Raw genomic sequence first — 14,037 nt, forward strand, 5'->3', positions numbered from 1 at the left:
TTCTATCACTGATAGCTTTTTCTTGTTCGATGATCTATCGTTGTTAGATCTTCTACTGATGAAAGGCTCACTTATGTTGCACGTGATCGGAATGGTCCTCAGCTGGATCGGCGCAGTCGGCATCATCGGAATCGGCATCGCCTACCTGATGAAGCACGAAGGCAATGCTTCCGGGTTCGGACTGCCCACCCTTCCGTCGCCGGACGCTCGCGGCTGGTGGCAGGTCAAGGGGATCCGCGACATCGGCACCGGCTTGACCCTCATCGTCTTCGCCCTCTTCGCGCCGGCACAGCTCCCGCTGGCACTCCTGCCGATGGCGGTGATCCCGTTCGGAGACGCCTGCATCATCCTCGCGAACAAGGGCAGCAGGAAGACGGCGTACTCGGTGCACGTCAGCACCGCGGTGGCCATGCTGATCGCCGCAGGTCTGCTCGTGCTCTGAACGTTCTTGACAGATTTATTTGTCTAGCCGCAGACTGTCCATGTGAAGTACCTCGACGAACCCGATGTGGTGCGCACAGCACTGTCCCCGATACGCCGGCGACTGCTGGGCCTGCTCCGCGAGCCCTCCTCGGCGATCCGCCTCTCCGAGGAGCTCGGCCTCCCCCGACAGCAGATCAACTATCACGTGAAGGAACTGGAGAAGGCAGGCCTGATCGAACTCGTCGAGGAGCGGCAGCGCCGCGGCTTCACCGAGCGCGTCTACCGCGCATCCCAGTCGACGCTCATCGTCGATCCTGGAGTCATGGGGCGCGCCTTCGATGGCATCCATGATCAGTACGCCGCCGAACATCTTGTGCAGGTGGCTGCAGGTACCGTACGCGACGTCGCCCGGATGCAGGCCAAGGCCGACGAAACCGGACAGCGGCTGCTGACCTTCACGATCGAGGCCGAGGTGCGATTCGCGGAGCCCGGTGATCTTCACCGGTTCGCGGATGCGCTGACCGATGCCGTACGCCGTACCGTCGAATCCTTCGACTCCGCCGGCGGGCGGCCATACCGCTTCGTCGCCGGTACTCACCCGGCACCAGCAAGCCCTCAGGCCGAGAAACAGGAAGAGAGAGGCGAGAACGATGTCTGAAACACCCAGGATCCGCGTGACCATCGCCGCACCGGTGAGCGAGGTCTGGAGCGCCCTCCGAGACAAGGACCGCATCAGGCACTGGCACGGCTGGGAGTTCGACGGCGGACCGGACGGAAGCCTGGACCAGGAGATCGACCTGATCTACTTCACCGATGTGACGGTCGGCGAGCACCGGATCGATCTGAACGGCGGCGACACGATCGATCTGGAACAGGTCGAAGGCGGCACGCGCGTGACGCTGACTCGTGCGGCACCGGAAGACGACCCGGACTGGGCGCGGTACTACGACGAGATCACCGAAGGGTGGATCACGTTCATCCATCAGCTGCAGTTCGCCGTGGAACGCCACCCGCGCGCTGCTCGTCGCACTGTCCTCCTGCGCGGAAAGGCGCCTTCCGCGCTGGCGGCGATCTCCGACGACCCGCGACTGCGCGCAGGAGCCCCGTACGAGGGATCGCTCGCCGGCGGGATCGCCGGCGGCCGTGTCTGGTTCAGGTCCGACCACCAGCTCGGTCTGACGGTGTCCGAGTGGAATGACGCGCTGCTGGTGCTCCATCGCGATGGAGATGGCGACGTGATGATGGCGCTCCTCAGCCTCTATGGCGTCGACGAAGATCGCTTCTCAGAGCTCCGTGACCGGTGGCGCGAATGGTGGCACGCCACCGACGCCCGAGTAGGGGCCGCGCAGGGTCAGTCTTCGAACGAGTCATAGAAAGCGATGGAACACGGTGCGCTCCGGATCGCGATGCTGTGCTTCTTCCCCAGCGGGGCATGACCCGGGCATGTCATACGAGGCTGGGTTTCGTTCGCGATGTCGTCGTGCTGCGGCGAAAGGCGATGACGGCGTCGACTGCTGCGTATATTGCGAGCAGTCCCAAGAGGATCCTCGCCGTGCTGTCCGCCGTTGGTGAGACGAAGACCAGCCCAGCGAGGGACCACCACAGCAGGAGCCCGACCGCGGCGAGGGACAGCACGCTGCGGGCGCGCAAAGCGGGCACGCTCCAGCGTCCTGCGAAGAGCACGAGCACGTACAGGACCAGCTCCGCCGCCCACAAGAGAAGCACCCAGGGCGCACGCCACTGCAGGAACTCGGGGTCGAGTGCGAGGGCTTCGATGGCGGGTTCTGGGAGCCAGGGCGCCCAGGAGGCAAGCCAGGGAAGGGCGATGACGAGGGTGGCGCCAAGCGCCCCGGCCGCGATTCCAACGACCGTGCCCGGGCGACTGATCAGGTCGCGGTCGATCATCCGGGGCGGGGTAGGAGTCCAGGCCTGCGGCTCGGACTCGCGGCGGTGCGTGACCAGCGCGCCGATAAGCGTGTAGGTGATCACCACACCGGGCCACCAGAGGGCGCCGATGCCGGGGCCGAGCCACCAGACGGTGAGGCGACCCCACCAGGCGTCTGCGCCGTAGTCCCAGCCGATGACGGGGATGACGCCCAGCATGACGGCTGGCAGAGTGATCGCCCAGATCAGTGCGACGCCACCGAGTGTGATCCAGGTGAATCGGGGGGCGTCTGAGGGGCGGATGATCGTGAAGCCGGCTGGGCGATAGCGGTCGGCAACTTCCTGCGGTGTTCCGAAGGTTGTGAGCAGCTCCATGGCGAGTGCCGAGTCGGCGGGGCGGCCGGCATCCGCTGCCCGGCCGCCGAGTTCGTCGTCGAGCAGTGAGCGGAGTTCGAGAGCGACATCGGCGCGCTGGCGTCGCGGCAGGTATCGCACGACGTCGGCGACGTAGCTGTCGATGATGGCGTTGGGATCCAATTCAGTCCTCCTCGGTCAGGAGTCGGTTCATCACCGACGCCAGCGACCCCCAAGCGGAGGTCAGGTCTTGGTACACGCCGGTGCCGAGCTCGCTGAGCTCGTAATACCGGCGGGGAGGCCCGTCGTCCGCCTGCCATTGCGAAGCGAGCAGACCCTGGTTCTCCAGCCGGCGCAGCAGCGGGTAGAGGGTTCCCTCCTCGATGGGCATCCCGCGCTGGGCGAGTGCCTGTCGCAGGGAATAGCCGTACTGCGCGGTGCGTAGCTGGGAGAGCACGGCCAGCACCAGGACGCCCTTTCGGAGGTCCTGCTCGAGCCGACCGAGCTGTGTCGGGCTATCTACCATGCTGCGTACACTACATAGCGCTGCACAGTAACGCAAGCATCACGTCGCACCGCACCGCACCGAGCCGCACCGTTGTTGGTGACGTGCGGCGGCTGGGTGATCGAGTTGAACGGAGGTGACCGGATCGATCTCCGACCCGCGCAGGGTCAGTCGTCGAAGGAGCCGTAGACCGCGAGCGTGTTCGCGGCAACCTGGGCGGCGAACTCGTCGACCTCGAGCCCGAGCTCCGCGGCCATGAAGCGCAGCGTGATCGGCACGAGGTACGGCGCGTTCGGCCGGCCACGCAGCGGCACCGGCGTGAGGAACGGCGCATCGGTTTCGATCAGGATCCGCTCCACCGGTGTGACCTTGAGGGCATCACGCAGGTTCTGCGCGTTCTTGAATGTGACGTTGCCGGCGAAAGACAGGTAATAGCCGGCGTCCGCGCAGATCCGGGCCATGTCCTCATCGCCGGAGAAGCAATGGAACACCGTGCGCTCCGGGGCGCCGACACGGACCAGCGTCTCCAGCACGGCGTCATGCGCGTCACGGTCGTGGATCTGCATCGCGATGCCGTGCTTCTTCGCCAGGGCGATATGCGCCTCGAAGGAGGTGAACTGCGCGTCGTGGCCCTCAGGTCCCGTACGGAAGAAATCCAGCCCCGTCTCCCCGATCGCCCGCGCACGCGGATGCCCGGCGAGCTCGTCGATCGTCGCGATGGCCGCATCGAGCGTGCCGTTCGCGGCATACGTCGGTGCATCGTTCGGGTGGATGGCGACGGCGGCCAGCACGCGAGGGTCGGATGCCGCGGCATCCACCGCCCACCGCGAGGATTCGATGTCTCCCGACGCCTGCACGACGCCGACGATGCCGACGGCCTGGGCACGATCGAGCTGCTCGGTCAGCGAGAGCGGCTCATCGCCGTCGACGATCTCCAGGTGCGCGTGATTGTCGTACATCGGCACCGCCAGTGGTTCGGGCGCCGCCGGATACCGCAGGTCCTTGCGCCCGTCGCCCGACCTCTGCTGCACGTAGACCATGGCTCAGGCAGTGGACTCCACGCGCGGGAACAGCGGGGCGAGCCCATTCACGCTGGTGCCGGGACGCAGGGTGCCCCAGTTGCCAGCCTCGCGGATCGGCTGATCCTGAAGTCGGCCGAGCGTCTCAGCGGCGCCGAGTGCGATCCAGAGCTTCTCCGTGGCCTGGGGCATCACCGGCGACAGCAGCACCGCGAGAGCCCGAAGACCCTCGGCGCAGGTGTAGAGCACGGTGCCGAGGCGCGCGCGCTTCTCTTCATCGCGGGCCAGCGCCCAGGGCTCGTTATCGGTGATGTAGCCGTTCAGCGCATCGACGATCGTCCAGATCGCTGCGATGGCCTCGTCGATACGGAACAGGTCGACGGCGGCATCCGCCTTCGATGCCGCATCTGCGACGATCTTCTGAATCGTGAGATCCTGCTCCGTGTACTCCGCGGCCGGGGGCACGATCCCCTCGAAGTACTTCTCGATCATCGCTGTCGTGCGCGATGCGAGGTTGCCGAATCCGTTCGCGAGCTCCGCCTGGTAGCGAGCGGACAGGTCCTCCCAGGAGAACGAACCGTCCTGCCCGAAGGCGATCGCCGAGAGGAAGTAGAAGCGGTACGCGTCGGAGCCGAAGACGTCGGTGATCTCGGTCGGCGCGATACCGGTGAGCTTCGACTTCGACATCTTCTCGCCGCCGACGAGCAGCCAGCCGTGGGCGAAGACGCCCTTCGGCACCTCGAGCCCCGCAGCCATCAGCAGCGCCGGCCAGATGACGGCGTGGAAGCGCAGGATGTCCTTGCCGACCACGTGATACGCGGGCCAGCGACGATCGAAGGTCTCCTGATCGGAGCCGTAGCCGATCGCGGTGGCGTAGTTCAGCAGCGCGTCGACCCACACGTAGATGACGTGCGACTCGTCCCACGGCAGCGGGATGCCCCAGTCGAACGTGGAACGCGAGATGGAGAGGTCCTTCAGACCCTGGCTCACGAACGAGACGACCTCGTTGCGCGCGGAGTCGGGACGCACGAAGTCGGGCTGGGTCTTGTAGAGCTCGAGCAGGCGGTCCTGGAACTCGCTGAGCTTGAAGAAGTAGTTCTTCTCCTGCAGCAGTTCGAGGGGCTTGGAGTGGATCGCACAGACCTTCAGCCCTTCGAAGGGACCAGTGCCGTCGACGATCTCGGACTCGGGCTTGAACTCCTCACAGCCGACGCAGTACAGCGCCTCGTACTCGCCTGCGTAGATGTAGCCGCGGTCGTACAGGCGCTGGAAGAACGTCTGCACGTTGATCTCGTGGCGCTCCTGCGTGGTGCGGATGAAGTCGTCGTTGGCGACGTCGAGCGTGTCCAGCAGCGGGAACCATGCCTCGCTGACGAGCTTGTCGACCCATTCCTGCGGCGTGACGTTGTTCGCCGCGGCCGCGCGCAGCATCTTCTGGCCGTGCTCATCCGTTCCGGTGAGCATCCAGGTGTCATCCCCGGCCTGGCGGTGCCACCGTGCGAGGGTGTCGACGGCCACCGTCGTGTACCCGTGGCCGATGTGCGGCACATCGGAGGGGTAGTAGATGGGCGTGGTGATATAGAACGATTCGCCTGCGGGCATGCGGACAATTCTAGGCGGGATGTCGGGGGTCGTTACGCGCCCGGCGGCACAGCGCGCTCTGCTGCGATCAGGCGACCGACACGGAGATGCGGTGCCACCCCTCTGCGCCGTTGGGAGCCGGCGGGGTGCGGTTCGAGGTCTGGGTGTCACCGGTGGCGCTGATCGCCCGGCACTCGATCTGATGATCGCCGCTCTCGGCCGTCCACGGCACGCTCCACTGCACCCAAGTGTCATCCGAGATCGCCGTTGCGAGGTCGGCCGTCATCCAGGAACCGCCGTCGACGCGCACCTCCACGCCGCGGACGCCGACGTGCTGCTGCCAGGCCATGCCCGCGATCATCGTCTCGCCGGGATCTATCTGCCGTCCCCGGCGAGGAACGTCGATGCGCGACTGCAATTTGATCGGACCGCGCGCATCCCATCCGCGGGTCGTCCAGTACGCATCGACCCGGTCGAAACGAGTGACTTCCAGCTGGGTGACCCACTTCGTCGCCGACACGTAACCGTAGAGCCCCGGCACGACCATGCGCACCGGAAATCCGTGTTCGACGGGCAGGGGATCACCGTTCATTCCGATCGCGAGAAGCGAGTCGCGGTCATCGGTGAGCACCTCCAGGGGCGTGGAGGCGGTGAATCCATCCACCGACGTCGAGAGAACCATGTCGGCATCGTCCGCGACTCCGGCGCGGGCGAGCAGTTCTCTAATGGGATGCCCGAGCCAGCGGGCGTTCCCGATCAGCGAGCCGCCCACGTCGTTCGACACGCACGCCAGCGTGACGTCCGCTTCCTGCATCGGCAGCGCGAGCAGCTCTTCCCAGGTGATCACGAGTTCGCGATCGACCATTCCGTGGATGCGCAGCGACCACTCCGCCGGGTCGACCTGCGGCACGACGAGAGCGGTGTCGATGCGATAGAAGTCGCGGTTCGGTGTCACCAGCGGCGCCAAGCCGGGAATGTCCAGCTCCGCGCCGGCCGGGATCGGCGCTGCTCGTTCCGCGGCCGTCGGCAGGCGCAACGCCTTCCTGATCGCCTCGATCGAGCGGGATGCTCCGTGCGCCACGTTCGCGGCGACGAGAGCGACCACTCCGACAGCCCCGGCCGCGGCCGTCCAGATCAGGAACTGGCGACGGTCGATCGGTCGGCTCTCCCCGCCCGCAGGTGCGGCAAGGGCGAGGTCCGGACGCAGGCGCCGGATGAGCACCCGCAGGGCGACGATCGCCGCGGCACCTGCGACGGCCGATGGCGCCCACGAGAAGGCGCCGGCACCGGTGCGCGTCATCGCGATCGCCGCACCGACGACGCCGATCGCACCCACGATCACGACGCCGGCACCGGCACGACGCCGCTCGAGCAAGCCGGCGGCGGCGGCGATCGCGGCGAGCACCACCGCGATGCCGATCAGCAGCGCCGCCTTGTCGAAGGTGTCGAAGAGAGCGATGGCGAGGTCCTTCGCCCAGCTCGGCGCGATGTCGATCAGTGCGCCGCCGATCACGGCGAACGGACTCGCGGCCGGCAGGAACAGCGCGGCGCTCAGCTCACCGAGCCCTGCACCGAACGTCACGGCGGCGAGCCCAGCGGCCGCGGCCCGGTAACCATCGCGTGTCCCACTGCCCTGCGCCATGACCTGAGCGTAGCCCTGACGCCGACCAGAAGACCGGATGGGGAACGATCCGCGGCCGTCGTCTCACAGCCCGTTGCGGCGGGCGACCTCTCCCAACCATGCCAGGGCGGGCTTGGGCGTACGGGCGAACGTCTCGTGGTCGAACGCGATCAACCCGAAGGTCGGCGCGAAGCCGCTGGCCCACTCGTAATTGTCCAGAGCGCTCCAGTGCTGGTACCCGCGCACCTCGATGCCGTCGGCGATCGCGCGGTGCAGCCCCTCCAGAGCCCCCTGAGTGTAGGCGATGCGGCGGGTGTCGTCGGAGGTCGCGATGCCGTTCTCGGTGACCAGCACCGGCACTCCCCCGCTCAGCTCCCAGGCGCTGCGCACACCCATCTCGAGGGCCGGCGGGAAGAACTCCCAGCCGGTGAGCGTGGTCTCCACGTCATCCGCGACCGGGCGAGGCCCTTCCGGCCCGATGAAGGTGCGCGTATACGCCTGTACGCCGACGAAGTCGTCGCCTGCGGACTGCTCCAGGTACCAGTGATCCCGCGGGTCACCGTACTCCGCGAGCATCTCGTCGGCCCCCGGCTCGCCCGTGGAGTGGAAGGCCTGAGTGGCGATCGTCCAACCGGCCTTGACGCCTGTGACCGTGTGCAGGATCTCGGACGCCCTTCGATGCGCGGCGAGCAGCGTGTCCGCGACAGCGAGGTCAGGGCGCGGGAGCCCGAACGCGACGAGGTTCGATGCTTCCTCACCCCCGGCGAGCATCGCAGCGATGTTCGGCTCGTTGATCGTGCAGACGTAGTCGACGCCCTCCAGGATCGGCAACACCGTCTCCACGTAGCGGGAGAAGAGGTCGACGGCGTCGTCCGCACGCCAGAAGCCGTCGCGCTGGAACCACTGCGGCACCGTGAAGTGCATCAGGGTGACCGTCGGGTCGAGTCCGTGCTCGCGCGCCGTGTCGATCATGCGTCGGTAGTGATCGAGCATCGCCCGCGAGATGAACCCGCGCTCCGGTTCGATCCGCGCCCATTCCACCGAGAAGCGGTAGGAGTTCAGCCCGGCCTCCGCGAGAAGGCGCATATCTTCCGGGTACCGGTGGAAATGGTCGGCCGCGTCACCGGACGGCTCGACCATCGGCGATCCAGGGGCATGCTCCATCGCCCACCAGTTGCTGGTGGTATTGTTCCCCTCCACTTGGTGGGCCGCTGTCGCGGCTCCCCAGAGGAAGCCATCGGGGAATTCGAGCACGGGTGCTCCTTTCGTCATCATGAACAGACCAGCGGCGCGGGCGAGTCAGCGGGCGCGCGCCGGGTTGGGTACGGCATCGAGAAGCTGAACGGTGTACGGATCCTCCGGATGCTGGAGCACATGCGCGGTCTCGCCTCGTTCGACCACGCGCCCGCTGTTGAGCACCAGGATGTTCTCGGTGACCAGGCGGGCGCTGAGCAGATCGTGCGTGATGTAGAGCATGCTGATGCCCCAGCGCTCACGCAGGTCCTCCAGCAACGCGAGCACCCCTGCGCGCAGCGAGACATCGAGCATCGACACCGGCTCATCGGCGATGAGCACCTGCGGGTCGCTGGCGAGGGCACGCGCGATCACGACGCGCTGTCGCTGTCCTCCCGACAACTGGTGAGGCAGCTTGGCGGCGAACTGCTCGACCGGTGTGAGCCCGACCGTCTCCAGAAGTTCGAGCACGCGGGCCCTGGCTTCCTGTCCCCGCAGGGGGGTGTAGTTGACCACGGGACGAGTGAGCGCGTACTCCACGGTGTGCAGCGGGTTCAAGGCCGAGTACGGGTCCTGGAACACCATCTGCAGGTCCTTGCGAAGATCACGCAGACCGCGACGGCGCAGGGAAGCCACATCGACGTCGCCGAAACGCACCGATCCGGAGGTCGGCTTCTCGATACCGGTGAGCAGCTTCGCGATCGTCGACTTGCCCGAGCCCGAGGCGCCGACGAGCGCGAGCGCCTCACCCGGTTCCAGACGGAACGAGACGTCGTCGACCGCGGTGACGGGCCCCTGACCGCGCCGGGGCGGCGGATACACCTTGGAGACGCCGTCGACCACGATCGCGGCGTCGGCTCGACGCTCGTGACGCTGCGACACCGTCGGCTGCGTCTCGGTGACGTCTGTGCGCAATGTGCCCTCACGCCGCCGCGTGCCGAGGTCGACGAACCCGGGGATCGAGATCGTCTCGGCGCGCGGGTCCGCGTAGTGGCTCAGCAGCATCCGCGTGTACTCGTCCTTCGGGTGCATCAGGATGTCACGGCTGGGTGCGTCTTCGACGATCCTGCCCTCGTGCATCACCATGACGCGGTCCGTCGCCTCCAGCACGATCCCGAGATCGTGACTGATGAGGATGGCCGTGAACTGCTCGGCCCGCTGCAGATCGCGGATCGTGTCCATGACGGCGTGCTGGACCAGAACGTCCAGCGCGGTCGTCGGCTCATCGAAGACCATGAGCTGCGGTTCCAGAGACAGCGCGATCGCGATCGACGCACGCTGCCGCATCCCTCCGGACAACTCCCCCGGGTACCGCTTCAGCACGTCGGGGTCGAGTCCCACCTTGCCGACCAGGTCGCGGGCACGCTCCTCCCTTTCCTCCCGGGGCACGTAGCCGTGGGCGGCGAAGACGTCGCGGAAGTGGGCACCGACGGTGCGCACGGGGTTGAGCGCGTTCATCCCGGACTGCAGCACCATGGCGAAACCGCCCTGCCGCTGGCGGCGCAGTTCTTCCGCATCCAGCTCGCGGACGTCGCGGCCTGCGAACAGGATCCGGCCGCCGCTGATCCTGGCAGGCGGCTTCTGCAGCCTCGTCAACGCGAACCCGAGCGTCGACTTGCCCGAGCCGGATTCGCCGACGAGACCGACGAACTCACCGCGGCGAAGAGTGAACGACACGTCCTCGACGGCGGTGACGGGCACCGCACCCGGCGAGGCGTACTCGACCGAGAGATCCTGGACGTCGAGCAGGATCTCCCGCTCGTCCGTGGCGGCGGGTGCATTCGCTGCGACCGATGTGGGCGTATTCACGCTCATCGTCCCTTTCCTTCCCGCAGGCGCGGATTGGAAATGCCATCCACGCCGAAGTTGATGAGTGTGAGGCTCAGCGCCAGCAGGGCGATGCACAGACCCGGAGCGAACAGCAGCAGCCACTGCCCCGTCAGCAGGGAGTTGGAGTTCTGCGCCCAGTAGAGCATCGTTCCCCAGCTCACGATGCTGGAGTCGCCAAGCCCGAGGAACTCGAGGCCGGCTTCGGCGAGGATCGCCGCGGTCGCCGCACCGAAGAGCGTTCCGGCGATGATCGACGTCATGTTCGGCAGGATCTCTCGGAAAACGATCCGTGCCGGGCTGTCACCGGAGAACTGTGCCGAGGCCACGAAGTCGTTGCCCCGCAGCGACTGCGTCTGGCTGCGGAGGACGCGAGCGCCCCATGCCCAGCCGGTCACGACGATCACGGCGATGATCATCAGGATGCCGCCGTTCTGCAGATATGCGGCGATGACGATCATGAGCGGCAACCCGGGGATCACGAGGAACAGGTTGACGACGAAGCCGACGGCCTCGCCGGCGAAGCCGCGCATATAGCCCCAGCTCAGCCCGATGAGGACGGCGACGATCGTGGAGAGGATGCCGGCGGCGAAACCGACCAGCAGGCTGATCTGCGCGCCGTAGACGAGCTGGCTGAGCACGTCTTCACCGGCGGCCGTGGTGCCCAGCCAATGCGCCGCCGAGGCATCGGCGTTGCGCTCGAACCCGTTCTCCTTGGGACCGTAGGGCGCGATGAGCGGGGCGAACACCGCCACAAGGACGAAGAACGCGAGGATGCAGAGTCCGAGGCGAGCTTTGCCGTTGCTCCACAGGGTTCCGACCATCCGTCCGATCGATCGCCATCGACTGGGCGCGGCGATCCGGTTCACGGGCACTTTGACGTTCATCGTGGAGGTCATCGGCGGGTCCTTGGGTCCAGTACGCCGTACAGGATGTCGACGAGGAAGTTGGCGATGAGCACGCTCACGGTGATCATCAGGAAGAGCGCCTGCATGAGCGGGTAGTCCTGCCCGATCACGGCGTTGAAGAGCAGATATCCGATACCGGGATAGCCGAACACCTGCTCGACGAGGATCGATCCGCCCACCACCCCGCCGAGCGTGAGCCCGAAGCCGGTGAGGTTGGGAAGGATGGCGTTTCGAGCCGCGTACCGAAGCGCGATGGTGCGCCCGTGCAGCCCGTTCGCCTCCGCGAACGTGACGTAGTCCTCGCCGAGCGTGTTGATCATCGCGTTGCGCATGCCGATGATCCAGCCGCCCAACGAGGTGAGCAGGATCGTGAGCGCCGGAAGCACCGCGTGTCGGGCGAGGTCGGCGATGAACTCGCCGGTGAACCCGGGTGTCGTCGTCGCCGAGTACGCCCCGGTCGTCGGGAACCAGTGCAGCACGTATCCGAGGAAGAACAGCAGGAGCAGAGCGGTCCAGAAGTACGGGAACGTGCTGAGGAAGGATCCGGTGAGCGTGGGCAGCGCATCCAGCCAGGTGCCGCGTCGCCATGCGGCCGCGACACCGATGAGCGTGCCGATGACGAATGCCAGGATCGTGACGATCCCGACGAGGACGAGCGTGTACGGCAGCGCCGTCGAGACCATGCTCGCCACGCTCTGCGGATAGAACGTGTACGAGACGCCGAAGTCCAGACGCGCCACCTGGCCGAGGTAGGCGATGTACTGATCCCACATCGATCCGGTGGGGACACCCAGCTGCGCCTCGATCGCCGCACGCGTGGCGTCGGAGACCGGGCCGTTCTGAGACAGCTTCGCGAGGGCCGCGTCTGCGGGAGAGCCCGGCATCAGCCGTGGCAGGAAGAAGTTCAGGGTGATCGCCGCCCACAGCGTGAGCAGGAACAGTCCGAGCTTCTGGAGCAGGTACTTCACTGGCCCTCCTCCTTCACTCGCTCGAGCCGCGTAAAGATCATCAGCGGCGCCGAATCGTAGTTCTGCGGAATCATGTACGGGTCCTCCTCTGAGGGCCAACCGGTGAATTTGGCGTCGTTGAACAGGCCCCAGATTCCGCCGTAGTAGAGCCCGATCACTGGCAGGTCGTCATAGACGATGGCCTGCAACTCGTGCACGATCTCCTTCTGCCTGGCAGGGTCCACCGTGGCGCGGTACTCGGCCAGCAGGGCGTCGGCCTCGTCCGAGCGGTAGCGCTGGAAGTTGTTCGAGGTCGTCTCTCCCGAGGGGACGTAGAACTCGCTGGACAGGAGACCGTTGTACGCCTGGTAGACGTCGCCGTTCCCCATCCCGCCGATGGCCATCTCGAAGTCGCCGTTGCTGATGGCGCTCTGGTAGCCCGCGGGCTGCGGGAGTTTCAAGGTGACCTTCACGCCGACCGCCGCGAGCTGTCGCTGCACGGCCTGCGCGGCGCGTGTCCAGTCGGAGAAGCCGTTGGCCGTGGTGAGGGAGAACTCCAGCTGCTCGCCGTCGGCGCCGACCAGTCGATCGCCCTGCAGCGTGTAACCGGACTCGGCGAAGGCCGCCAGCGCGGCATCCGCATCCTGGGCGATCATCCCGCCGTCAGGGATCTCCGGGTCCAGATACTCCTCCTGGTTCGGCAGCACGAGACCCGTCTGTCCCGCCGGCTGCATGTACCCCTCGGAAGCCGTCTCGGCGATCTCCGCTCTGTCGAGCGAAAGGGCGATCCCCCGGCGCACGTTGACGTCGTCGAAGGGTGCGACCTCGAGGTTCGGCACCAGGGAGATCACGCCGGCCGGCGGGAACCACCAGTCGTTGTGCGGGCTGGCCGCTCCCCAGGTGCCCTCGACATCGGAGATGAAGGAGTAGGCCCAGTCGTACCCCCGGGTGACGGTATCGAGCTGGGAGTTGGTGGCCGGCAGCACGACGTGCTCGATCTCGATCGAATCCGCCTGCCAGTACTCCGGGTTCTTGTCCATCGAGTACTGCTGATCGTTGTAGTTGCCGAGCACGAACGGCCCGGTGCCGACGGGCTCCTCGTTGCGCCAGGTACCAGGATCAGCGACGTCCGACCAGATGTGCTCCGGGACGATCATGGTCTGCCCGAGAATCGACAGCGAGGGGGCATCCTCGCCCTTCAGACGGAAGACGACATCGCCGCCCTTCACGTCGACGCCGTCGAGGTGCTGCCAGGCACCCTTGATGTCGAGCGCCGGGTTGTCCTTCAGCAGATCGAACGTGAACGCGACGTCCTCTGCAGTGAAGTCCTCGCCGTCGCTCCACTCGACACCGTCGCGGATCGTCATGACGATCGTGCGGGCGTCCGGTTGCGACCATTCAGAGGCCAGCCAGGGGTTCTGCGTGCCGTCGAGCGGGTTGATCAGGATGAGGGGCTCGTAGATCCAGCGCGAGGCCGTACGAGTATTGGTGAGGTACGGGTTGAAGTTCCGCGTGAAGAAGGGATTCCCCTTGTCCGCGTTGATCAGCATCGTGTCGTCGCCGATCGATGGATCCGGCTGCGAACTGATCTGGATGCTGCATCCGCTGAGCACCACGGCCGCAGCCGCAAGGCCCACCACCGCGGCCCGCCGCCAGCGCCGGAACATGTGCGTCTTCGACACCCTGCCACCTCATGTCGTCTCTGTCATGAAGGGCGCCCACTGATCGGAGCACC

At 66.6% G+C, this 14,037-nt stretch carries 13 protein-coding genes; 3 read left to right on the forward strand and 10 right to left on the reverse strand.

The features are described 5' to 3' along the window. Positions 1-58 precede the first annotated feature (58 nt). Genes MRBLWH12_RS08215 through MRBLWH12_RS08225 form a run of 3 tightly spaced genes read left to right on the forward strand, consistent with a single transcriptional unit; the run spans position 59 to position 1,796 of the window. Positions 59-442 carry a DUF4267 domain-containing protein gene (locus MRBLWH12_RS08215; protein WP_363548035.1) on the forward strand — a complete coding sequence of 128 codons (384 nt, stop codon included), beginning with the start codon at positions 59-61 and terminating at the stop codon, positions 440-442. 42 nt (positions 443-484) lie between these two features. Continuing rightward, positions 485-1,081 carry a helix-turn-helix domain-containing protein gene (locus MRBLWH12_RS08220; RefSeq protein ID WP_341974070.1) on the forward strand — a complete coding sequence of 199 codons (597 nt, stop codon included), beginning with the start codon at positions 485-487 and terminating at the stop codon, positions 1,079-1,081. Next, positions 1,074-1,796: an SRPBCC family protein gene (locus MRBLWH12_RS08225; RefSeq protein ID WP_363548038.1), complete on the forward strand. Its 723-nt coding sequence runs from the start codon at positions 1,074-1,076 to the stop codon at positions 1,794-1,796. Before MRBLWH12_RS08220 ends, MRBLWH12_RS08225 begins: the two co-directional genes overlap by 8 nt. 73 nt (positions 1,797-1,869) lie before the next feature. On the opposite strand, the gene MRBLWH12_RS08230 is transcribed toward MRBLWH12_RS08225, so the two are convergent. From MRBLWH12_RS08230 to MRBLWH12_RS08275, 10 genes are all read right to left on the reverse strand, one after another. Continuing rightward, positions 1,870-2,844 (reverse strand): HAAS signaling domain-containing protein, encoded by a 975-nt coding sequence (locus tag MRBLWH12_RS08230; RefSeq protein ID WP_363548041.1) that lies wholly within the window; start codon positions 2,842-2,844, stop codon positions 1,870-1,872. A gap of 1 nt (position 2,845) precedes the next feature. Further along, the gene (locus MRBLWH12_RS08235; protein ID WP_363548044.1) at positions 2,846-3,187 is read right to left on the reverse strand and encodes a PadR family transcriptional regulator; all 342 of its coding nucleotides are present in this window, start codon (positions 3,185-3,187) and stop codon (positions 2,846-2,848) included. 146 nt (positions 3,188-3,333) lie between these two features. After that, positions 3,334-4,206: a TatD family hydrolase gene (locus MRBLWH12_RS08240; protein ID WP_363548047.1), complete on the reverse strand. Its 873-nt coding sequence runs from the start codon at positions 4,204-4,206 to the stop codon at positions 3,334-3,336. Between the two features lie 3 nt (positions 4,207-4,209). Next, positions 4,210-5,787, reverse strand: a complete 1,578-nt coding sequence (metG, locus tag MRBLWH12_RS08245) for a methionine--tRNA ligase (RefSeq protein WP_341974067.1) — start codon at positions 5,785-5,787, stop codon at positions 4,210-4,212. Positions 5,788-5,854: 67 nt separating this feature from the next. Continuing rightward, entirely contained in the window at positions 5,855-7,408 is a 1,554-nt protein-coding gene (locus MRBLWH12_RS08250; RefSeq protein WP_363548051.1) for a molybdopterin-dependent oxidoreductase, read from the reverse strand. Positions 7,409-7,471: 63 nt separating this feature from the next. Beyond that, positions 7,472-8,641, reverse strand: coding sequence for a glycoside hydrolase family 1 protein (locus tag MRBLWH12_RS08255; protein ID WP_363548054.1), 1,170 nt, complete (start codon positions 8,639-8,641; stop codon positions 7,472-7,474). 45 nt (positions 8,642-8,686) lie between these two features. Further along, positions 8,687-10,435: an ABC transporter ATP-binding protein gene (locus MRBLWH12_RS08260; protein ID WP_363548057.1), complete on the reverse strand. Its 1,749-nt coding sequence runs from the start codon at positions 10,433-10,435 to the stop codon at positions 8,687-8,689. Beyond that, entirely contained in the window at positions 10,432-11,346 is a 915-nt protein-coding gene (locus MRBLWH12_RS08265; protein ID WP_363548060.1) for an ABC transporter permease, read from the reverse strand. The genes MRBLWH12_RS08260 and MRBLWH12_RS08265 overlap by 4 nt, the downstream gene beginning before the upstream one ends. Continuing rightward, positions 11,343-12,323 carry an ABC transporter permease gene (locus MRBLWH12_RS08270; protein ID WP_341974062.1) on the reverse strand — a complete coding sequence of 327 codons (981 nt, stop codon included), beginning with the start codon at positions 12,321-12,323 and terminating at the stop codon, positions 11,343-11,345. Before MRBLWH12_RS08270 ends, MRBLWH12_RS08265 begins: the two co-directional genes overlap by 4 nt. After that, positions 12,320-13,984: an ABC transporter substrate-binding protein gene (locus MRBLWH12_RS08275; protein ID WP_363548062.1), complete on the reverse strand. Its 1,665-nt coding sequence runs from the start codon at positions 13,982-13,984 to the stop codon at positions 12,320-12,322. Before MRBLWH12_RS08275 ends, MRBLWH12_RS08270 begins: the two co-directional genes overlap by 4 nt. Positions 13,985-14,037 lie beyond the last annotated feature (53 nt).

The organism is Microbacterium sp. LWH12-1.2 (assembly GCF_040675825.1).
Classification (GTDB): Bacteria; Actinomycetota; Actinomycetes; order Actinomycetales; family Microbacteriaceae; genus Microbacterium.